The organism is Brucella sp. BE17 (genome assembly GCF_039545455.1).
GTDB lineage: Bacteria > Pseudomonadota > Alphaproteobacteria > Rhizobiales > Rhizobiaceae > Brucella.
In genome coordinates this window covers 1,252,555-1,273,510 of the sequence record NZ_CP154467.1, presented here as the reverse complement: position 1 = coordinate 1,273,510, position 20,956 = coordinate 1,252,555, and the positions used below count along the sequence as shown (strand labels likewise).

Below are 20,956 nucleotides of genomic sequence, written 5' to 3'. Positions count from 1 at the left end.
TGTTTTAGAAATCGATCTCGACCCTGCCTCGAGGGCGACTGCAACAGGCGAGAATATAGCCTTCGGCAATCTCCTCGTCGCGAATACCGCCATTGTGGTTCATTTCCGTCTCACCGCTCAGGCATTTGACCTTGCAGGTGCCACAGATACCGAATTCGCAGGCGCTGGGTATTTTCAATCCGCCATTGCGTGCCGCAAGAAGGATCGTGTCGCTTTCGGTGCATTCCACTTCGATATCGGAAAGACTGAAGACGACATTGGCCGTTGCTGCGGCAGGAGCGGCAGACGGTAGCGCTTCAATGATGGTTTCGAGTCCTTCCATGGGCGAAATATCGCTTGCGGGCTGGAAACTCTCCTGATGATAATTTGCCATGTTGAAACCGGACTGCTCAAGCAGTCCACGCACGCCATTCATGAAAGGTTCTGGTCCGCAACAAAAAACCTCACGGTGCATGAAGTCGTGAGCCAGAAGTTCAAGGCGTGCGCGGTCGATGCGTCCGTGCAGACCCGGCCAGACATGGCGTGCTGATGATTCTTCAACGATAAAGGCAAGCCGCATGGCTTCCATGCGCCCGGCGAGCAGTTCGAGCTCTTTACGAAAAATGATGTCATCGGGCGAACGCGCGCAGTTGACAAAGGCGACATCGGTGGAAGGCGCGCAATCGAACAACCAGCGCGTCATAGAAACCATCGGCGTAATGCCGGAACCTGCCGAGATGAAAAGATATTTTTCGCTTGGATGATCGGCTAGCGAAAAACTGCCATTGGGTCCATAGGCCTTGATCTGCATGGGGGGGCGCAGATTATCGAGCATCCAGCGTGTGCCGATACTGTTTTTCTGCGCCTTGACCGTGACCGATATGTGGTATGGTCGCGATGGTGTGGAGGAAAGCGTGTAGGTGCGAAGCAGAGCGCCCGTATTGTCTTCACTTGTGACCGGAAGTTCCAGCGTGATGAACTGACCCGGCGTATAGCGAAACCAGTTGCCTTCCAAAGTCTTGAAAGAGAAGGTCATCACATCTGGCGCTTCTTCGATGGCCGAGATGCATTCGAGCATCTGCAGCCTGTCGTTCCACGGCAGCATCTCGTCCAGATATTTCAGAGGCTGCATGGCCTACTCGCTTCTTCAACTGAATTTCAATCACGCCACGCGGCTAAGTTTTGCTTGGCTTGAAAGGCGCGGTGTAACAGTATTCTGATACCACTCAAGGAACTGCATCACGCCGCCTTCATGCTCGACGGAATAGGGGCCGGGCTGGTAGACTGGCGAACGAATGCCGATGGCATTTTCTTCGACGATCCGGCGATCCTGATCGTTGGTCTGGACCCAGACATGGCTGAGTTCTTCCAGATCGTAATCCACACCTTCCACCGCATCCTTGTTGACCAGCCATTTGGTGGTCACCATGGTTTCCTCAGGCCCGATCGGCAGCACACGGAAGGAAATCGCGTGATCGGCCATCAGGTGGTTCCATGTCGATGGATAGTTGAAGAGCAGCATGGCCCCGATATTGGTTTGGCCCGCCACTTTTGCATCAAGCGACTTTTTGACGGCGGGCTTGCCCGATATCGTGTAGCTGACAGCATCCCGCAAAAGCGGAATACGGGTTATGCGGTAGCGTCCTTCTTCATCGATGTGAAATTTTGCCGGCAGACCGATCTGGGCACAGTTTTTCCACAACGTGTTGATTTCTGGGTCTTCCATGACCCCTTGTACGCCGGTGGCTGACGGCGCTTCGGGATAGGTACGGCAAAGCTCGGGGTGGTTGGCCGCGCAATGATAGCATTCGCGGTTGTTTTCCCAGACGAGTTTCCAGTTGGCTTTTTCGATGATCGACATCTCGAACGCAACCTTGGCGTCCTTGATGTTATGGGGTTCGAGATAGGGTCCGACGGTGGCGCAAAAGGTCTTGAAGTCGGGTGCCGTTTCGGCGAGGCAGATATAGATATAGCCCGCTACGCTTTCGCAATGCACCTGCTTGAGCCCATATTCTGCGGGTTTGAAATCTGGCCCCACCTGTCGTGCAAACAGCAGGCGTCCGTCGAGTTCATAGGTCCACTGATGATAGGGGCAGACGAGCTTTGCAGTTGTGCCTTTTTCTGCGGAGCAAATACGGGAGCCGCGATGGCGGCATGAATTGTGGAAGGCGCGAATGGCACCTTGCGCGTCGCGCAGGATGATGACCGGATAGGCGCCGATCTGAATGGTCATGTAAGAGCCCGTCTTGGGCAACTCGCAATCATGACCGACAAACAGCCAGTCACGATAAAAGATAGTTTCCAGATCGAGTTTATAGAAGTCGGGATCGGTATAGAATTTCTGCTCCAGGCTAAGATTGGGGTCGCGCCCACTTAGCAGTCCCAGCATTTCGTTGCGAGCGTCCATAGCTTCCACTCTGTCCTAAAATGGTCCGGCGCTGTTCTGTTGGCGACTTTTAGCCGAACCGATGGTCCCAATACCCTCCGGAAACCTGCTTTTACCGCTGCATCAATAGCTTGTCTGTTTCACAGACTGGCTTCCGTTGTCATGATTCAATCACCGAACTGTTCTAAACGCGCATTGGGATGCGACATGGATTTTGTGTAAAGACGACACGTTCAATGCGCTCAAACACGACCGCGTGAGGCTATAAATGCGTTGCCGGTCATTTCCGGGATTGCCAAGGGGCGGAAAAGACAGTTACCACTCCAGCCGAACCGATACAGTTTCATTTCTTGGGAGGCAAAGGCCATGAAACGCTCTGAAATCAACGAGATCATCCGCGAAAGCGATGCCTTCATCCGGTCGTTCGGCTACGTTATGCCGCCCTTCGCCTATTGGACGCCTGAAGAGCTGAAAGAACGCGTTGCCTCTGATACGGCGGCTATTCTTCAAGGGCGTCTGGGCTGGGACATCACCGATTATGGGCAGGGTAAGTTTGTCGATCTCGGCCTGTTTCTCTTCACGGTGCGCAATGGCAATGCTGAAGATCTAAAGCGTGGCACAGGCATGCTTTATGCCGAAAAGATCATGATTTCGCGCGAAAACCAGATTTCTCCTATGCACCGACATGTAGTGAAGGCGGAAGATATCATCAATCGTGGCGGCGGTACGCTGGTGCTCGAATTGTTTAACTCGGCTCCCGATGGCAGTGTGGATGAAACAAGCGATGTAACGGTTGCAACCGATGGCCGTTTGCGCACCCAGAAGGCAGGCGCGCATCTTGCATTGAAACCGGGTGAAAGCGTCACGCTTCTGCCTGGCAACTGGCATGCTTTCTGGGGCGAGGGCGGCGATGTGCTGATCGGCGAAGTCTCCACCGTCAATGACGATATGACCGATAATATTTTCCGCGAACCCATCGGGCGTTTTTCCGATATAGAGGAAAACGAAAAGCCGCTGCATCTGCTGGTGTCTGATTACGATAAATGGCTCTGAGCATAAAAAAGGACTGACCCCATGAAACTGGCGATGATCGGAACGGGCTATGTAGGGCTGGTTTCGGGCGTGTGTTTTGCCGAATTCGGCTTTCACGTCACCTGTGTCGACAAGAACCCGTCGATCATCGAAAGGTTAAAGGCCGGTAAGGTCACGATTTTCGAGCCCGGGCTGGATGAACTTCTGGGCCGCAATATTCGGGATGACCGGCTCGAATTCAGCACCGATCTTAAGTCAAGCGTTGCGGATGCCGATGTGATCTTCATCGCGGTCGGAACACCTTCGCGGCGTGGCGACGGCGAGGCCGATCTGCAATATATCGAAGCCGCCGCGGATGAAATCGCAGCGGTCATGAAGCCAGGTGCGGTCGTTGTCATAAAATCGACTGTGGTTGTGGGCACCAATGCGCGCATTCGTGACCGGATTGCAAAAGCCCGTCCCGATGTACCGTTCTCTATGGTATCGAACCCGGAATTCTTGCGTGAAGGCTCGGCAATTGAGGATTTCATGCGGCCTGACCGCGTGGTCGTCGGCGTCGATGACGAGGCTGGAAAAGCTGCGATGCAGCGGCTTTATCGTCCGCTTTATCTGCGCGAGACGCCTATGGTGGTGACAACGCTCGAAAATGCAGAAATCATCAAATATGCCGCCAATGCCTTTCTGGCAATGAAGGTGACCTTCATCAACCAGGTGGCGGACCTCTGCGAAAAGACGGGCGGGAATGTGCAGGAAGTGGCGCGCGCCATCGGTATGGACAATCGCATAGGTTCAAAATTTCTCCATGCCGGACCGGGTTTTGGAGGCTCATGTTTTCCAAAGGATACACGCGCCTTTGCTGCAACCGGCAAACGTTATGATGCGTCGCAGTCGCTGATCGAGGAAGTGATTGCGGTTAACGAAGCGCGCAAGCAGGCCATGGCTGAGCGCATTGTCGAGGCGGCGAGAGAGAGCGGCACCCAGACGGTCGCGGTTCTCGGCATCGCCTTCAAGCCCAACACCGATGATATTCGCGAATCACCTGCGCTCGATATTGTAACGGCAATCCGGAAGGCCGGGCTTTCAGTTCGAGCCCATGATCCAGAGGCAATGGAAGCCGCAAAGGCAATATTGCCGGATGTGGTGTGGTGCGGTTCGGCTTATGAGGCTGCGGAAGGCGCGGGTGTCGTCGCACTGCTCACTGAATGGAACGCCTATCGCGCGCTTAATCTCAAGCGGATTGCCGAGGTCATGAGTGGCGATGTGCTCATCGATCTGCGCAATGTCTATAAGGCAGACGATATTGCCGGGACGGGCCTTGATTATCGGTCGGTGGGACGCACGCTTAAAATCTAAAGCGGCGGGTTTATTCGCCCGCTTTTAGGCTTTTTCTCTCATTGGCGATCAGCCAGAGATTGCGGATATAGACGAAAAGGCCAAGGCCTTGGCCTGCGATAAACACAGGGTCCTTGCGCTGGATGGCGTAAAGCAGCAGCAATGCGCCGCCAAACAACGAGAAAAACCAGAAGGCAACCGGCATCACGCTCTTTTTGGCTTTTTCCGATGCCAGCCATTGCACGACAAAGCGCATGGTAAAGCAGGCTTGCGCAACGAAACCGAGCACGATCCAGCCATCCCATTGCGCGACGAAAACCTCGTGCAGCCATTGCGACAAGCTGTTTAAAATATCAGCCATGGGTGATCTCCGTCACCTGTAGAACCACCTTGCGGCGTTTGCGCAGCCACCAGACGCCGTAAAGATCAAGAATGCCGCGCAGGCCGCGGTCGAGAATGCCGTAATTTGATTTGCCGTGGCGGCGTTCGCGATCCACAACATCAACATGCACGACATCGAACCCTTCACGCAAGGCGAGTGCCGGCAGATAGCGATGCCAGCCGTCGAAAAACGGTAGTTGCTGGAACAGCTCGGTGTGGAGCGCTTTTAGCCCGCAGCCGGAATCGCGCGTCTTGTCCTTGAGGATCGCGCCGCGCAGATTATTGGCGAAACGCGAAGAGAACTGCTTCAATTTTGTGTCGGTGCGTTTCAGGCGCTGGCCTGCGGCAATGCCAAAAGCGGGGCCCGCTTTCACAAGCGCATCGACGAGCACAGGCAAATAGGCGGGATCATTTTGGCCATCGCCATCCATGGTCACGACGATGTTGCCGCGGGCTGCAAAAACACCGGAACGCACCGCTGCACTCTGGCCCGACGAACGATCGTGGCGCAAATGGCGCAAAGGTTTGCCCGCCTGAATGCGTATGCTCAGAACATCGCTGGTCGCATCTGTCGAGCCGTCATCGACGACGATGACTTCATAGGCGCGGCCGTGCATGGCTGCGTCGACTTCATCGAGAAGAAAAGCAAGATTGTCCGCTTCGTTGCGGCAGGGAATGACGACGGAAATTGACGGTGTGTCCAAGCGAAGCGTTCCTTCATTCCTTACGCAGTCTGCCGGGGTAAGGCGCGCTCCATAACATTGAATGCGCGCAAAAGCCAAGGCGGATCAAGCAATCGTGACGTGCTGTCTGAATTTGCGCCATTATTTAGCGTGAGAAAGCGGCTGACGGAAGGTTTTTGCGGAGCCAATCCAGAAAAATCTGCACCGACTGGTCATGATTGCATTCATTTAGGCTTTCATGGCGCGTTTCCGACTGAATGACGCAGTCCACATCCGTAAATCCCATGTGCTGCATGCGCGCTGCGAGCCTCTGAACCGCCTTGCCATTATTGGTGGCGGGGTCCGCACCGCCACCCAGAAAATGAAAGGGCATGTTTTTGGGTATGTTTGCAAAATTGTCTCGGACCAGACCGCGCTGCATCATGCGGAAAATATCGATCCACATTGAGACACTGGCATCGAAACCGCACAAGGGATCGGCGATATAGGCATCCACTTCTTGCGTGTCACGCGAAAGCCAGTCAAAATCGGTGCGTTTGTCGGCGATTGCATTTCCCCATGCGCGGAAGGTCAGTTTTGGCAGCATGGCGCTCGGCACATCCGAGCCTTTGAGCATGCGTTCCATATAAAGAAGAGCAAGCGCAGTCCTGTTCTCAAGCTGGCTTGAGACGTTGGTGTTCCACATCGCGGTCGCATCAACCGTTGCGGCATGATCGAGAATATAATTGAGTGCAATCAATCCGCCCATCGAATGACCGAACAAAATGATCGGCAATCCGGGGTGGGACTGATGAATATATGTATTCAGCGCCAGGACGTCATTGATGGCAGCCCTGTGGCCATCCCTCAACGCAAACATGCCTTTTGGTGTGTTGGCATCGATATTGACACCATGACCACGGTGATCATGGGCGTAAACATGATAGCCTGCATATGACAGCGCTGCGGCAAAGCGTTGATAACGCGCCGAATGCTCCGCAAGGCCGTGGCATATCTGCACAATGCCTTGTGCCTGGTTGGCCAACAGGCAGCGGAAAGGCAATTGTGAACTGTGGGCAAGTGCGAGGCGATGGATGGTTTCAAAGGGCATTTCAGCATCAGATTTTATGACGCTCAAATAGTCAATCCTTTGGTTTTTCGCGTCGCTAAAAGAGGCACCGCCAGTTTTTATGCGTTAATTTTAAGCAATGGCATTTTACGCGAAAATTCTGCTTGAAAAGCGGCAAAACCTGCGCAAGTCTACGTTCATCAGGGGCATACGCAGTTTATTTCGGGGGCGAACAGGGGGCGTTAAAAGGATTTCACGCCATTACTTGCAGGCCGTTCGATGAAAGGGAGGAAACTTTCACGAACGGTGGCCAGAGGGGAAACCGGGTGACGGAAATATCCGCGCCCGGTTTCACAATTCTGAACCGTCCCGATTTGTTTGCGTCTCATCACTATTTAGCCTACATACGCGTCAGCAATTTCCTTGGCTTTCGGCACGTTTTGTCGTTTGCCGCTTTTTAACTTGTGGAGATGACGCGCTTCATGGCTCGCCAGTTCATTTATCATATGTCCGGCCTCAACAAGGCCTATGGAAACAAGAAGATTCTGGAGAATATTCACCTCTCCTTCTATCCTGATGCCAAGATCGGTATTCTCGGCCCCAACGGTGCCGGTAAGTCGACCATTCTCAAGATCATGGCCGGTCTCGACAAGGAATATACCGGCGAGGCATGGCTGGCAGACGGTGCGACCTGCGGATATCTACCGCAGGAGCCGGAACTCGATCCGACCAAAGACGTGCTTGGCAATGCCATGGAAGGTGTGGCTGCAAAGCAGGCCATCGTCGATCGTTACAACGAATTGATGATGAATTATTCCGACGAAACGGCGGATGAAGGCGCAAGGCTTCAGGACATAATCGACAGCCAGAACCTGTGGGATCTGGAAAGCCAGGTCGAAATGGCTATGGAAGCATTGCGTTGCCCGCCCGGCGATGCGGATGTGACCACGCTTTCCGGTGGTGAAAAACGTCGCGTGGCGCTGTGTAAGCTGCTGCTTTCAAAACCCGATCTGCTGCTGCTTGATGAACCGACCAACCATCTCGATGCCGAAACGACCGCCTGGCTTGAAAAGTTTCTGCGCGAATATCCGGGTTCGGTTCTCATCATCACCCACGATCGCTACTTCCTCGACAATGTGACGGGTTGGATTCTCGAACTCGACCGTGGCCGTGGCATGCCTTACGAGGGCAATTATTCCGCCTATCTTGAATCCAAAGCCAAGCGCATGCATCAGGAAGGCCGCGAGGAAGCCTCGCGTCAGAAAGCTCTCGAGCGCGAACGTGAGTGGATTTCGGCAAGTCCCAAGGCGCGTCAGGCAAAATCCAAGGCGCGTATCAAGGCCTATGACGAACTGGTCAGAAGTGCTGAAGAACGTCGTCCCGGTGATGCGCAAATCGTCATTCCGGTGGGTGAGCGTCTCGGTCAGGTAGTGATCGAGGTCGAGGGCGTATCCAAGGGCTATGGTGAGCGCTTGCTGATTGATGATCTGAGCTTCAAACTGCCTGCTGGTGGTATTGTCGGTGTGATCGGCCCCAACGGTGCCGGTAAATCGACATTGTTCAAGATGCTGACTGGCCAAGAGCAGCCCGACAACGGGTCGGTGCGCATCGGTGATACGGTGCAGATGTCCTATGTCGATCAGAGCCGCGACGCACTTGATGCCAACAAGACGGTCTGGGAAGAAATTTCCGGCGGTAACGACATCATTAAGCTCGGCAAGCACGAGATGAATTCCCGTGCCTATTGCGGCGCCTTCAATTTTAAGGGCGGCGATCAGCAACAGAAGGTTGGTAATCTGTCCGGTGGTCAGCGCAATCGCGTGCATCTGGCCAAGATGCTCAAATCCGGCGGTAATGTGCTGCTGCTCGATGAGCCGACCAACGATCTCGACACGGAAACGCTTGGAGCGCTTGAAGACGCGCTCGAAAATTTTGCCGGTTGCGCCGTTATCATCAGCCACGATCGCATGTTCCTCGATCGTCTGGCCACGCATATGCTCGCTTTCGAGGGCGACAGCCATGTCGAATGGTTCGAGGGCAATTTTGAGGATTACGAGGCTGACAAGGTTCGGCGTCTTGGTCCTGAAAGCGTCAACCCCAAGCGGGTGACGTATAAGCCTCTGACACGATAATGAAATTCAAGGCCGGTATGAAAATACCGGCCTTATTATTTGGAGTCAGGGTTATGGAGAATGCGCGTGAAGGACTGGTCCGCAGAACAATATTTGAAATTTGAAGATGAGCGCAGTCGACCGGCGCGGGATCTCCTTGCACAGATAGGATTGGAGTCCCCACGCAGGGTTGTCGATATCGGGTGCGGGCCGGGAAATTCCACAGAACTTCTGGTAAAATGCTGGCCGGACGCAAAAATTTCCGGCTTTGATCCTTCTCCCGATATGATCGCAAAGGCCAAGCAACGCTTGCCGAATGTTGATTTTTTTATTGGTAATCTCGAACAGTTCGAGCCGGATGACGAAACCGATGTTTTGTTTTCAAACGCGGTCTTTCAGTGGCTGCCGGATCACATCGCCGAACTGAAACGACTCTTTGTGGGACTTTCACCCGGCGCGATTCTTGCCGTGCAGCTGCCCGACAATATGGGTGAACCGACCCATGTCGCTATGCGCGAGGTCGCAAATACCGCGCCGTTTGCAGAAAAAATCGGCGGGAAAGGCCGAAAGCCGTTGCCACCGGTTGCGAGCTATTACGATGCCTTTGCAGGCGATGCAGCACGCATCGACATCTGGCACACGATCTATAATCACCCGCTTGAAGGCATCGACGCTATCGTGGAGTGGGTGAAAGGGACCGGACTGCGCCCGTTTCTCGATCCGCTGACCGAAGAAGAGCAGGCGGCTTACCTTTCTGCTTATAAGAGCCATATCAAAGAGCATTATCCGCTCACGCAAGACGGCAAGGTATTGTTGCGCTTCCCGCGTCTTTTTATCGTCGTGCAAAAGAAGTAGCTGCTTCAGCCTTCTGTTGATTTATCGTCATCCATCGTCAAAAGCCGCGTGGCGCGCCACGCGGTCAGTTTCGTGTTAATCGCATCCAAAACGAAAAAGCGCGCCGAATCTCTGTCATAGCCTTCATCGCGCAAGGCGTCATAATCGGTATGGGTGTGGCGCACATGAGCAACCGTCGCAAGCCATATGGCGGTCGATGGTGGCAAGCTCTTCATATGCGGACTGAGTGCCGCCGCACGGATCGGTTCGGAATCTGAATAAGGGACTGCCGGTAGCAGTAGGGTCAGCGATTTGGCTATCGCCTTCTGGCGCGATGTGCTGGCACGCATTCCATCTCCTTAATGCTTCCAAGGGATAAAGCGAATCTCCCTGCATTCAAGTTTGCACGAAAAAGGCTTGCATAGAAACTCCCGTTCACATAAACATATCTTTATATGTTTAGAGGTGGCCTCATGACTGAATTGCGATTGCAGCTCGATTCCATGGTGGATGTTTTGAAGGCAGTGGCTGAGCCCAGCCGCCTGCGTATTCTTGCGCTTTTAGCGCGGGGTGATTTGACCGTATCCGACCTCACCACCATTCTGGGGCAATCGCAGCCGCGTGTATCGCGTCATCTCAAGCTTTTGGGCGAAGCCGACCTTATCGACCGTTATCAGGAAGGTGCGTGGGCTTATTTTCGTCTCGCGGATAATGCAGTCAGTCTTGATCTGACGCGCGGCCTTTTGGGGCGGCTTGATCGCTCGGACACGCTCATCGAGCGCGATCTGGAGCGACTGTCACATGTCAAAACCAGTCGGCAGGAGAAGGCCGCGGCCTATTTCAGTGCCAATGCCGGGAGTTGGGATCAGATCCGCAAACTGCATGTTGCGGAAAATGCTGTCGAAAACGCGCTGTTGAAGATTGTTGGCGGAAAACCTTTTCAGTCCATGCTTGATATTGGTACCGGCACGGGGCGGCTGCTTGAGCTTTTCGCGCCACTTTATACGCGCGGGCTTGGCATCGATATCAACCGCGACATGCTGGCCGTAGCGCGCGCCAATCTCGATCTGGCAAACATCGATAACGCTCAGGTGCGTCAGGGCGATGTCTATGCACTTCCCGTTGAGCGCGAGAATTTCGATCTGGTGACTATCCATCAGGTGCTGCATTTCCTGGATGATCCGCAAGCCGCAATCCGTGAAGGCGCGCGGGCGTTGCGTCCGAATGGACGGTTGCTGATCGTCGATTTCGCACCGCATAGGCTGGAATTCCTGCGCGAGGAACACGCGCATTTGCGGCTAGGCTTCAGCGATGAGCAGATGCTCGGCTGGATGAAAGATGCGGGACTTGAGCCCGAAAATACACTCGAATTGGGACCGAAGGCGGCAAATGGCGATGAAGGTCTGACCGTCAAGCTGTGGCTTGCGCGTGATCCGCGTCTGTTGATTGCCGATCCGGCCCAAAATATGACAAGCATGACGGAGACAGTGTGATGGGTATTTATGGTCTTTCCCGCCGATCGGACATCGGCCAGACCACCCGGGTATCGTTTGAATTTTTCCCGCCCAAATCGGAAGAAATGGAACAGCGTCTTTGGGAAACCGTGACGCGGCTTGCGCCGCTTGAACCCGAGTTCGTTTCGGTTACTTATGGCGCGGGTGGTTCGACTCGTGAACGCACAGTGCGCACTGTAGCTCGTATTATCAATGAAACAGATATAAAGCCCGCAGCCCATCTTACCTGCGTGGATGCAACGCGCGAAGAGGTCGATAGCGTCGCGCGTGAATTTGCGGCCCTGGGCGTCAATCGGTTCGTGGCATTGCGCGGCGATCCGGCAGCGGGTATCGGCGCTACATATGTTCCGACGCCGGGCGGATATCAGAATGGTGCAGAACTGGTTGGCGGTTTGCGCAATGTAGCCGATTTCGATATTTCTGTTTCTGCTTATCCGGAAAAACATCCCGAAAGCCCGGACTTTGCCACTGATATCGATATGTTAAAGCGCAAAGTCGAAAATGGCGCTACCCGCGCGATTACCCAGTTCTTCTTCGATAATGATCTTTTTGAGCGATATGTGGAGCGCGTGCGTCGAGCCGGCATTTACATCCCCATCGTACCAGGCATTCTGCCAATCCATAATTTCAAGCAGGTGAAGAATTTCTGCGCCCGCTCAGCCACGCATATTCCAGCCTGGCTCGCGGAGCGTTTTGATGGTCTGGACAAGGATCCGCAGACCCACCAACTGGTGGCAGCGGCCATTGCTGCGGAACAGGTCATGGATTTGATCGAACGCGGTGTGCAGGATTTCCATTTCTACACCATGAACAGGGCTGATCTGCCTTTTGCCATCTGCCATATGATTGGCATCCGGCCCAAGGTTGATACGGTTCTGCAAACAGCCTGAATAAAAAAAAGCCCGGCATCCTCAGCCGGGCTTTTTTGTCCCCTGCGATAGTGGTTTGTCCTCGAAAACCGCTATCGCCGTAATAGGTTGCTACGTCAAATCAAGGAATGACGCCTGCTATCAACGCTGCAACAAATGCAAATGCCACACAGATCATGAGGACATTCAAAGAACGTGTCAGTCCCATCGGTCTGTCTCCTTCATATGCGCCCGGACGACACCGGACGCGCGCTGGTAGAGGGGAGAATCTAAGCGCAAAACCCGCTAAACAAAAGAACATTTCTTGCTGCAATTTGGTGTGATCATGAAAAAAACCTTCTGTTTACTACCTAAGTAGCTGAAAAATATGGTTTTAAATTTTGTTCACATTTCATGAAAAAGCCACAGAGCGGCCCGTTTTAACGGATCAAAGCCAGATAGGCCGAGACGCTGAGCACGGAAATGATCGTCGAATAGAGGATGACGTTGGACGTAATTGCCGCCTCGCGCCGATAGTGTTCGGCAAGCATAAACGGTCCGGTTCCGGTTGGCAGTGCTGCCATAAGCGCCGCACTTTCGGCAAGGAGTGGCGGCAGATGAAAGACATAGACAGCCAGTAACCAAGTCGCCAGCGGATGCAGGAACAGTTTGATTGCGACGAGAAAGCCGATTGTCTTCACACTTTCGCGTTCGATTCTGCGTGACTGGGCAAGAAACAGACCAAGCGCCACCAGAGCACAGGGTGAGGCGGTACCACCCAGCATTTTAAGAAATGTTTCGGCGGGTGCGGGAATGGCTATACCGAGAAACGAGACAAATGCACCAAGTGCCGGGGCGAGAAGCAGCGGATTGCGCATGAGCGAGCGCGTCACCGTCCATGCGAGATGAAACGGATTACTGCGGGTTTGCAGATCGATCTCGATCAGCACGATTGTAAAAGCAAAGACGATGCAGATGGTAATGATGATGGCAATGGTCGTTATCGCAAGAATACCGGGACCAAAGGCAATCAGCGCCAACGGAATGCCCATATAGCCGCCGTTGGGATAAGCGGCGTTCAATCCGTCAAGCGCCACATCGGCCAACGGCTTGCGGCCTCGCATCCTTATGATGAAAGGCAGTGCGAACACAAAGAAGCTGCTGAGCAAGAACGTGGTGATATAGCCCGGCTGCCAGAGATCGCTGCCATCCGTGTTGGCCATGACATCGAACAAAAGCGCAGGCAGTGCCAGATAGACCACGAAGCGATTGAGTTCAGTAATAGCATGCGAACCCAGTATTTTCAGCTTGAACGCGCCCCAGCCCGAGAAAATCAGGGCAAAGACAGGCAAGACGACAATCAGGGTTGAAAACATGGCTGGCATTCACGGTCAGTTTTAGAGCACATCCCGAAAAATGTGCAACGGTTTTCGGGATGCGCGTCAAATCAAATAATTAGAGCGCGGATCTGATAAAATCAGATTGAAATGCGCTCTAAGGAAAAGGCGCGGGTAGAATGCCGCGCCTTCCGGAATATTCAGAGCTTGTCGAGCAGTTCCTTCGTCGGCCAGGAATCGGCGGGCATACCGAGGCGCATTTGCTCGGCGCGAACCGCATCTCTGGTCAGAAGACCAAAAACACCATCGATCTTCGGTCCCATATCATAGCCGCGCGCCTGAAGCTTGGTCTGAAGTCCTTTCAATTCGTCCTGCGTGAGACCGGGCACAGGATTGCCGGGGTCAAAGGCAGGTGCACCAGCAAGCCGTGTCGCGAAATAGGCGGCCGTCGTGGCGTAGACGATAGACCGGTTCCATTCGACGAAGATGTCGAAGTTCGGATAGGACAGGAAGGCCGGTCCCTTGCGGCCCAGCGGCAGCAACAGCGAAGCATCGCCATCATCGGGGCCAAGTGGGCCGTTCAAGCCGGTCACGCCTTGTTCCGCCCACCACGAATGCGGCTTGCGGTTGGTGCGGATTGCTTCTTCCCAGGGTAAATCCTTGGTCAGGCGGACTTCTTCCATCCATGGCTGACCACGTTTCCAGCCCAGTTCCGAAATCATGCGGCCTGCGGTCATCATAGCGTCGGGAATGCTGTTTTTCAGATCGACCTTACCATCGCCGTCACCATCAACGCCGCGCTCGAGATAATCCTTTGGTAGAAGCTGCATCATTCCGATTTCGCCTGCCCATGCCCCCGTGGTCGAGGCATCGACCACGCCCTGATCGAACAGTTTGAGAAGTGCGATCAGCTGTGGGCGGAAAAGTTCTGGTCGGCGGCAATCATAAGACAGTGTGAGAAGAGCGTTGAGCGTATCGAAATCGCCCTGAATGGCACCATAATCGGTTTCCAGCCCCCAAAAGGCGGCCAGAACGGGACCGGGTACGCCATAGGTTTCTTCAACCTTATTGAAGACGTCGGCATATTTCACCAGATTCTCACGGCCCTTTTTCAGACGCGCCTCGGAAATCAGGCGTTTGGAGAACTCGGTGAAAGTGAGATTGAACACGGTCTGCTTGCGGTCGCGATCAAGAACGCGCTGCTCAAGCGTTGCCTTGTGCAGCTCGCTGATGCCTTTGTCGCTGACACCGGCCTCGCGCGCCTCGTTGGTGAGGTTTTCCAGCCATGGGCTAAGATCGGTCTCGCATTCGGGTTTGGGCGCGATGGCACCCTTGTCGGTCGAAGTTGCAGGGGAGGGGGTATGCGCGCCAGACAGGCTCGTTGAAGCGAGCAGGGCGGCGGTTATGATGGAAGCAAGGAACTTCATCGCAGACTCACACTGGTTTTCACAGGAGCATATCTCCTAGCGTTGCTAAGCTATTGCCTGAGCCCGCCACGGAAATGAAGCGAAACTTGGTGCGATCGGATAAACTTTGCCGGGTTAACGCGCTTTGTTGCTTTCCAGCCACTTTTTCCATGTGGAGTTGCTGCCCGCAAACACGTTGATATCGGCGTCACCCTTGATACCAGGGATTTTGCCCGTGCCGGTATATTGCCAGAAAGTCCAGGGGTGCGGTCCGTATTTTTCGTCCGGATGGCCTGCAACCGAGCGCAGCCAGAACGGATATTCTGACAATTGTCGCAGATCATTGTCGTCGAAAAAGTCGACGGTGGTGTAAATGATTGGGCGCTTGCCATAGTGCTTTTCGAGCGCATTAAGGAAAACACGCATTTCCTTACGCACGATTGCCCCATCCGGTCGCAGCTTGCAAGTGGGCGAATGGGCGTTCCATTCCATGTCGAGAACCGGTGGCAGCGCGCCCGGATCGCGAGGAACGTTGCGGATATACCAGCGCGCCTGCTCGATTGCTGGACGGCAGAAATAATAGAAATGATAACCGCTGCGCGGAATGCCGGCCTGACGCGCGCCGTTCCAATGTTCAGTGAAGCGCTCGTCGAAACGGTCGCCGCCTTCGGTCGCCTTGATGAAGACGAAGGAAATGCCGCTGGCGCGTACCGCCGCCCAATCAATACTGGTCTGATATTTGGAAACATCCGTCCCGTGGATTGGATAGTGCCACGGTGTCTTGCCAGCCCAATCATGCGGAGCCCGATCACCGAAACGCGGTGCCTTGACTGCCCCGGAGGGTGGCGCGATCCGAGCGATTGTGCCGCCTTTTTTCACATCGGCGAAATCGTAATCCACCGTGGTACAGGCGGATAGGAGAAAAAGACCAAGGGTCAGGGCAAAGCTTCTGGCCAGAAGGTTCATATTCGGTTCCGGTTTCGCGAATCAGGTCTTTAACGGTTACGCGATCCGAGCCTTGCCGTCACCAGTCTTGGGAGAAATTCATTGATCCTGATGTTGAGGGCGCACCAATAACAGCAATCCAAGCAAAACCGCGATAGAGAATGCGCTGTTCGACCCCCAATCCCTCTTCGGCTGCAATTGCTTCACACGCATCAAAAAGATTGGCGCGTGGGGTGACATGAAACCAGTCGAGCCATGTGAGCAGGCTATGCCTGAACCAGCGCGGCAAATGGCTTTGATTGCCGAAATCGACGATATGCAGTTGGCCGCACGGTGAAAGATGGCGCATGCTTTCGCGGATGACGGTTTGCCATTGCGGGATCATTGAGGCGGCGTAGGAGATGAAAATACGGTCAAAGCCACTTTTTCCGAACAGCGTTCCGGGATCAAATTGTGCTGCATCGGCGCGTTCCAGCTTGGTGCGCCCGATAATCCCGGCACGCTTCGCGGCATTCTGGGCTGTATCAAGCATTTCCGCTGAAATATCGATACCGTAGAGTTTTGCGTTCGGGTAGATTTTCCCGACTTTGATGAGGTTGCGGCCTGTGCCGCAGCCGATCTCAAGCACACTTCCATCTTCGGGGACATTGAGTTCGCCAATCATCTGGTCTCGCCCCAGAAGATAATATTTGCGCGTAGCATCATAGAAATGACGCTGGTATCGATAAATCCGGTCCATCAGGCTGGCATGATCGCCGTTTTGCATGCGAGGGCCGGGCAAGCTTTCACGCCTCCTTGAGAGTATAAAGATGAAAACCGCCATAGATCGAAGAGCGGTCGCGCTCATGCAGCGCGCGCGATTCCTCTTGCCGGTATTCCCATCGGTCGAGAACTTCCGGTGCGAGGCGACCGGGAAGCAGGCTCGGTTCGGCAGCCGTGCGGAAAATGACACGTGCGCCGGGTGCTGCGGTCCGGGTGATCTCGCTCCAGACAGCGTTGAGCTGATGATCGTTCATCCAGTCCTGTGCGTCGAGCAGAATGTAACGATCCACTGAAGCTGCGGGCTTTGCCGCTAGAAAATCCGTATAATTGGCATTCTCGACCGTCATGCGCTCGGCACGCGCACGCACCGTTTCAAAATTGGCGCGTGAAAGATAGGGCGGCAGCGGTCCGGTCTCTTCGTCACCGCTATAGCCGCGTCCGAAGGCCTGCCATGCGAAATAGTTTTCAGTGAGCGGAAAACCGCAGGCGAGTTTTTCAAGACGCGCGCGCAGGACATCCGCCATGCTGCCATTACCGGCGGTTGCCAGCGCATCGTATTGCTGTGGCGGAATGCCAAGGCCGAACAGCGAGGATTTTCGTGCAGTAGCCCAGCGCACCATGCGTTTTTCGAACAGAGGTGCAAGTGCTGTATCAAAGAAGGTACGCTGCTCTTCCATGCTGCGCGATTTCAGCAGATCGCGCGGGTCTATGCCGTAAAGGCGCGCCACGCGATGCCCAATGCCGATAAAAACACCGAGCAATCCGTGCCGGTAAAGATCGCGCCAGAAAATAGAAATGCGCTGACGCCCGTTCCATTTGCGCTTCTCCCAGTAGGCACGGCTTTGTGCATCGAGATGCGGACGGATGAAGCGTTTATAGGCAGTCAGGTTGGCCTTGTCGTCGGCCTTGCCATAGAACCGATAAAAAGCGGAATAATCCGGCAGTTGCGTGAGGGCGGCCAGTTTCAGCCTGTTGAAGGCGACGTGGGCCTGATTGAGATCGACAGCCTCGACGCGGGCCGGGTCGGCGGTCAGATAGGACAGCGCGTTGCAACCACCCGATGCTATCGTGACGATGCGATGGCCCGGTTGGATGGCGAGGGCGGCCATATCAACCTCGGGGTCTTCCCAAATCTGCGGATAGACGAGCCCTTTGAAAAGCCAGGCGAACAGTCTTTCGGAGATTCCTGCCCGCGACATTGCATGATTTTGTGTGACAGCGCGTTTGAGAATTGCACCGTCTGAGGCATGGTCTGTCATAATTTCCCCCTCTACAGAACTTGATCGCCATCTTGATTGGATCAGGCCGGACCATGATTTGCGCAAGTTAAACATTGTGCCATGACAGGGGCGTGACGAATTAATTACGGCTTTCTGACAGCGGTATGCCCGGTTAAGTTACTGCAATACTGGCGCTTTATTACGGCCGTTAAGACTATTTGAGGAAACATTTTCACCGTCGTGCCGTTTTCACCTGAGATGGTGGGGATAGGCAGGATGTTTTTGCCTGTCTCAACCATAGACATGGGAAACCGGTTGAAGCCGGGTTTTCATGAAGAGCAGAGGGGTGTTCGCACAATATTGCGTATGCTCAACGGGCATTCCCCCCGAACTGGCCCGTACTAGGAAGGAGAGCCAATATGAAGAAGATTTTGATCACATCGCTTGCTGCCGCATCGCTGATGGGGCTTGCTGCCTGCAACGACAACAGCAACAACGCTGGCAATGCACCAGCGCCATCCGCGCCAAGTGAAACGACGCCATCTACCCCGGCACCGGCACCAGAGCCAGCTCCTGCACCGGCTAATCCGGATTCTGCACCGGCTAATCCTGGGGCCGCGCCTTCCAACTAACGCGATTGTGTGCAGACGTCTGTTAGAAGAAACATTGATGGCGGCTCGGTTTTCCGGGTCGCCATTTGCCCTCGAAGGAGTGGTTGAAGTGAAGGGTACGGTAAAATTTCAAAGGAAAGACGGACATCTGGCGTTTTCCGAGTTTAAACATGGCGTTTCTTGGGCTATTGCTTTGGTCATGAACCGTAATTTTCTGTTTTCCGTATCTGCCATTGTGCTTGTTATACTTGCTGCTTGCGGCAAGAATGACGACGAGACATCCACAGCCCAGCCCCCTCAGGAGAACGGGGCCTTGCAACCGGGTGCGTCGGTGCCGGATGGAGCAGTGGAAAAAGGTCCTGACCTCGTGCGCAATCTGCGCGATAATTCCGGTGTTTTAACGCCAGAGGAAAAGGCCGCTGCAATCGAGCGCGCGCGTCAGAATGCGCAGTCTGCCGCCCGTTCGGTGGGGCAGGACGCGCAGCAAATTGAGGCTGCGGGAGAAGCTGCGGCCATTGCCGCGCAACGCTCTTTCGAAAGCCGACAGCAATAGATATTTAAAGCCGCTTCTGAATGGAGCGCATGCCCGAAAAGTTTAAAACGGGCTTTTAAAAATAGTATTCTAAAACAAATGCTTAATAAGAGAATTTTCTTTAATTGGATCGGTATCCTGCAGCGCACTTAATCAAACAAATGTTTTTTACCGTATAAGCGCCTGTAAGCGGTTTTCAGTGCCTTTGGAATTCGATAGAAAAGCCTCATGTCAATTTGGGTCCGCATTGGTGAGTTTGTAGCGTCTGTGGCGGCGAACGCCATTTCAGGCGTTATTGAGGCCGTGCGCACCGTTTTTGAAGGTGACGCAGACACCCGCAGGCGCGTTGCCTTTTCCATTGCCATGATTGCGCTTTCAGCCAAAATGGCCAAGGCCGATGGCGTCGTGACGCAGGCCGAAATTCGTGCCTTTCAGGATATTTTCGCCGTTCCGAAAGAAGAGTCGGCGCATGTCGCCCGCCTTTACGATCTTGCCAAAAAGGACGTGGCCGGGTTTGAAACCTATGCTCGTCAGCTTGCAGGATTGTGCCAGGCAGATCAGCCCGACTGCCATCTTCTCGAAGATATTCTCGACGGGCTGTTCCATATCGCCAAGGCGGATGGATATGTCCATGAGAAGGAAATGGCCTTTCTCAACGCGGTGGCGGGGATTTTCGGCTTTGACGAGCAAGCTTTTGAGCGCATTGCCGTGCGCCATGTCGAAGGCGGAGACAATGATCCTTATGCCATCCTCGGTCTCGAGCGCGGTGTGAACTTCGATGAGGCGCGCAGGCGCTATCGCTCTCTCGTCAAGAAGCATCATCCCGACAGGCTTGTTGCCGAAGGCCTGCCATTGGAATTTATCGCTATTGCCAATGCGCGTCTTGCCGCCATAAACGCGGCCTGGGCAAGCATATCGAAACGGCTGGAGGCTGCGGCATGACTGAGACGAATGGAAATACTGTTTCGGTTTCAGCCGGTCTGCTTCTGGGTACAGCTGATTTCCCCGCAGCCGCGCTTGATCCCTCACCGAATTTCGGGCCGCGCCGCGATGGCAAGACACCCGTCTATTTGATTCTGCATTATACAGGCCTTGCGACCGTGCAAGAGGCGATCGATATCTTGAAGTGCCCGCAACGCGAAGTGTCCGCGCATTACCTCGTTCACGAAGATGGGCAGATTGTGCAGATGGTTTCCGAGAAGGCGCGCGCATGGCATGCTGGGCAAAGCGTCTGGAAAGGCGAAACAGATATCAATTCCGCTTCCGTTGGGATTGAAATCGTCAATCCGGGTGATCTGGAAAACTATCCGCCGTTCAAGGAAGCCCAGATCGACGCTGTTATTGCCTTATGTCGCGATATTTGTGCGCGTCACAACATCCGGCCTGAAAATGTGCTTGCGCATTCCGACATAGCCCCAGCGCGCAAAACGGATCCGGGCCATAACTTCCCGTGGCAAAAACTGCATCAGGCGGGGTTAGGGCATTATATCGAGGCAGCCCCCATTCAGGGTGGGCGCTTTTTGTCGCGTGGGGAGCAGGGACAACCTGTCGAGGCGCTGCAATCGATGCTGGCACTTTATGGCTATGGAATTGAGATCAGCGGCGTGTTCGACGAGAGCACGGAAACAGTCGTGAAAGCCTTCCAGCGTCATTTTCGTCCACAAAATGTAGATGGCGTGGCTGATTTTTCTACTATAGATACCCTCTACAGGCTTATTTTTTCATTGCAGAATGTTACCGCCTGAGCGGCCTGATGATCGTTGGGTATGCGGACGGGCTTTATTAGAATTTATCTAAAATTTTCAAAAAATTAAGCCTGCTGGCGGGTGGGCTGGTGATGAGTCATGACTGGTTTGCCGCTTTGATACGAGCAAGGGTTTTGTTTCAACCTGTAATGTGATTTTACTTTTATAATCAATCTTCGGCTGCATTTGGCCTTCAAATCCTCTGCCAATCCTTGGGACCTAGCGGGCATCAAGCGTAGACGGCTCAAGG

At 54.1% G+C, this 20,956-nt stretch carries 21 protein-coding genes; 10 read left to right on the top strand and 11 right to left on the bottom strand.

The window, feature by feature from the left end; translation table 11 throughout:
• Positions 1-4: 4 nt before the first annotated feature.
• Positions 5-1,111, bottom strand: a complete 1,107-nt coding sequence (locus AAIB41_RS06175) for a hybrid-cluster NAD(P)-dependent oxidoreductase (protein ID WP_343312380.1) — start codon at positions 1,109-1,111, stop codon at positions 5-7.
• Positions 1,112-1,141: 30 nt separating this feature from the next.
• Positions 1,142-2,386 carry an aromatic ring-hydroxylating dioxygenase subunit alpha gene (locus tag AAIB41_RS06170; RefSeq protein ID WP_343312378.1) on the bottom strand — a complete coding sequence of 415 codons (1,245 nt, stop codon included), beginning with the start codon at positions 2,384-2,386 and terminating at the stop codon, positions 1,142-1,144.
• Positions 2,387-2,731: 345 nt separating this feature from the next.
• Between AAIB41_RS06170 and AAIB41_RS06165 the strand changes: the two genes are divergently transcribed.
• The gene (locus AAIB41_RS06165) at positions 2,732-3,418 is read left to right on the top strand and encodes a D-lyxose/D-mannose family sugar isomerase (RefSeq protein ID WP_343312376.1); all 687 of its coding nucleotides are present in this window, start codon (positions 2,732-2,734) and stop codon (positions 3,416-3,418) included.
• A 21-nt stretch (positions 3,419-3,439) separates the two neighbouring features.
• A complete protein-coding gene (locus AAIB41_RS06160) occupies positions 3,440-4,750 on the top strand; it encodes a UDP-glucose/GDP-mannose dehydrogenase family protein (RefSeq protein WP_343312375.1) in 1,311 nt (436 codons plus the stop codon).
• Positions 4,751-4,760: 10 nt separating this feature from the next.
• On the opposite strand, the gene AAIB41_RS06155 is transcribed toward AAIB41_RS06160, so the two are convergent.
• The 3 genes from AAIB41_RS06155 to AAIB41_RS06145 form a co-directional block, all read right to left on the bottom strand.
• Positions 4,761-5,090 carry a lipid-A-disaccharide synthase N-terminal domain-containing protein gene (locus AAIB41_RS06155; RefSeq protein ID WP_343312373.1) on the bottom strand — a complete coding sequence of 110 codons (330 nt, stop codon included), beginning with the start codon at positions 5,088-5,090 and terminating at the stop codon, positions 4,761-4,763.
• The gene (locus AAIB41_RS06150) at positions 5,083-5,814 is read right to left on the bottom strand and encodes a glycosyltransferase family 2 protein (RefSeq protein ID WP_343312371.1); all 732 of its coding nucleotides are present in this window, start codon (positions 5,812-5,814) and stop codon (positions 5,083-5,085) included. Before AAIB41_RS06150 ends, AAIB41_RS06155 begins: the two co-directional genes overlap by 8 nt.
• 124 nt (positions 5,815-5,938) lie before the next feature.
• A complete protein-coding gene (locus AAIB41_RS06145) occupies positions 5,939-6,883 on the bottom strand; it encodes an alpha/beta hydrolase (protein ID WP_343314687.1) in 945 nt (314 codons plus the stop codon).
• A gap of 440 nt (positions 6,884-7,323) precedes the next feature.
• On the opposite strand from AAIB41_RS06145, the gene ettA reads away from it, so the two are divergent.
• Together ettA and tam are read left to right on the top strand one after the other, a co-directional pair.
• Positions 7,324-8,973 (top strand): energy-dependent translational throttle protein EttA, encoded by a 1,650-nt coding sequence (gene ettA / locus AAIB41_RS06140; RefSeq protein ID WP_343312369.1) that lies wholly within the window; start codon positions 7,324-7,326, stop codon positions 8,971-8,973.
• 66 nt (positions 8,974-9,039) lie between these two features.
• Positions 9,040-9,807, top strand: coding sequence for a trans-aconitate 2-methyltransferase (tam, locus tag AAIB41_RS06135; protein ID WP_343312367.1), 768 nt, complete (start codon positions 9,040-9,042; stop codon positions 9,805-9,807).
• 5 nt (positions 9,808-9,812) lie between these two features.
• Here the strand turns inward: tam and AAIB41_RS06130 are convergent, their stop codons facing one another.
• The gene (locus tag AAIB41_RS06130; protein WP_343312366.1) at positions 9,813-10,136 is read right to left on the bottom strand and encodes a DUF2293 domain-containing protein; all 324 of its coding nucleotides are present in this window, start codon (positions 10,134-10,136) and stop codon (positions 9,813-9,815) included.
• Positions 10,137-10,259: 123 nt separating this feature from the next.
• Between AAIB41_RS06130 and AAIB41_RS06125 the strand changes: the two genes are divergently transcribed.
• Together AAIB41_RS06125 and metF are read left to right on the top strand one after the other, a co-directional pair.
• Positions 10,260-11,279, top strand: a complete 1,020-nt coding sequence (locus AAIB41_RS06125) for a metalloregulator ArsR/SmtB family transcription factor (protein ID WP_343312364.1) — start codon at positions 10,260-10,262, stop codon at positions 11,277-11,279.
• A complete protein-coding gene (gene metF, locus AAIB41_RS06120) occupies positions 11,279-12,190 on the top strand; it encodes a methylenetetrahydrofolate reductase [NAD(P)H] (RefSeq protein WP_343312362.1) in 912 nt (303 codons plus the stop codon). Before AAIB41_RS06125 ends, metF begins: the two co-directional genes overlap by 1 nt.
• 398 nt (positions 12,191-12,588) lie before the next feature.
• Here the strand turns inward: metF and AAIB41_RS06115 are convergent, their stop codons facing one another.
• From AAIB41_RS06115 to AAIB41_RS06095, 5 genes are all read right to left on the bottom strand, one after another.
• Positions 12,589-13,524 (bottom strand): AEC family transporter, encoded by a 936-nt coding sequence (locus AAIB41_RS06115; protein ID WP_343312361.1) that lies wholly within the window; start codon positions 13,522-13,524, stop codon positions 12,589-12,591.
• Positions 13,525-13,685: 161 nt separating this feature from the next.
• Positions 13,686-14,912 carry a lytic murein transglycosylase gene (locus tag AAIB41_RS06110; RefSeq protein ID WP_343312359.1) on the bottom strand — a complete coding sequence of 409 codons (1,227 nt, stop codon included), beginning with the start codon at positions 14,910-14,912 and terminating at the stop codon, positions 13,686-13,688.
• 114 nt (positions 14,913-15,026) lie between these two features.
• Entirely contained in the window at positions 15,027-15,857 is an 831-nt protein-coding gene (locus AAIB41_RS06105) for a GH25 family lysozyme (RefSeq protein WP_343312358.1), read from the bottom strand.
• 58 nt (positions 15,858-15,915) lie between these two features.
• Positions 15,916-16,602, bottom strand: coding sequence for a class I SAM-dependent methyltransferase (locus AAIB41_RS06100; RefSeq protein ID WP_343314686.1), 687 nt, complete (start codon positions 16,600-16,602; stop codon positions 15,916-15,918).
• A gap of 19 nt (positions 16,603-16,621) precedes the next feature.
• Positions 16,622-17,857, bottom strand: a complete 1,236-nt coding sequence (locus AAIB41_RS06095) for a DUF3419 family protein (RefSeq protein ID WP_343312357.1) — start codon at positions 17,855-17,857, stop codon at positions 16,622-16,624.
• Between the two features lie 380 nt (positions 17,858-18,237).
• Between AAIB41_RS06095 and AAIB41_RS06090 the strand changes: the two genes are divergently transcribed.
• The 4 genes from AAIB41_RS06090 (at position 18,238) to AAIB41_RS06075 (ending at position 20,706) form a co-directional block, all read left to right on the top strand.
• The gene (locus AAIB41_RS06090; RefSeq protein ID WP_343312356.1) at positions 18,238-18,450 is read left to right on the top strand and encodes a hypothetical protein; all 213 of its coding nucleotides are present in this window, start codon (positions 18,238-18,240) and stop codon (positions 18,448-18,450) included.
• A 37-nt stretch (positions 18,451-18,487) separates the two neighbouring features.
• Positions 18,488-18,982, top strand: coding sequence for a hypothetical protein (locus AAIB41_RS06085; protein ID WP_343312354.1), 495 nt, complete (start codon positions 18,488-18,490; stop codon positions 18,980-18,982).
• A gap of 207 nt (positions 18,983-19,189) precedes the next feature.
• A complete protein-coding gene (locus tag AAIB41_RS06080) occupies positions 19,190-19,903 on the top strand; it encodes a DnaJ family molecular chaperone (protein ID WP_343312353.1) in 714 nt (237 codons plus the stop codon).
• A complete protein-coding gene (locus AAIB41_RS06075) occupies positions 19,900-20,706 on the top strand; it encodes an N-acetylmuramoyl-L-alanine amidase (RefSeq protein ID WP_343312351.1) in 807 nt (268 codons plus the stop codon). Before AAIB41_RS06080 ends, AAIB41_RS06075 begins: the two co-directional genes overlap by 4 nt.
• Positions 20,707-20,956 lie beyond the last annotated feature (250 nt).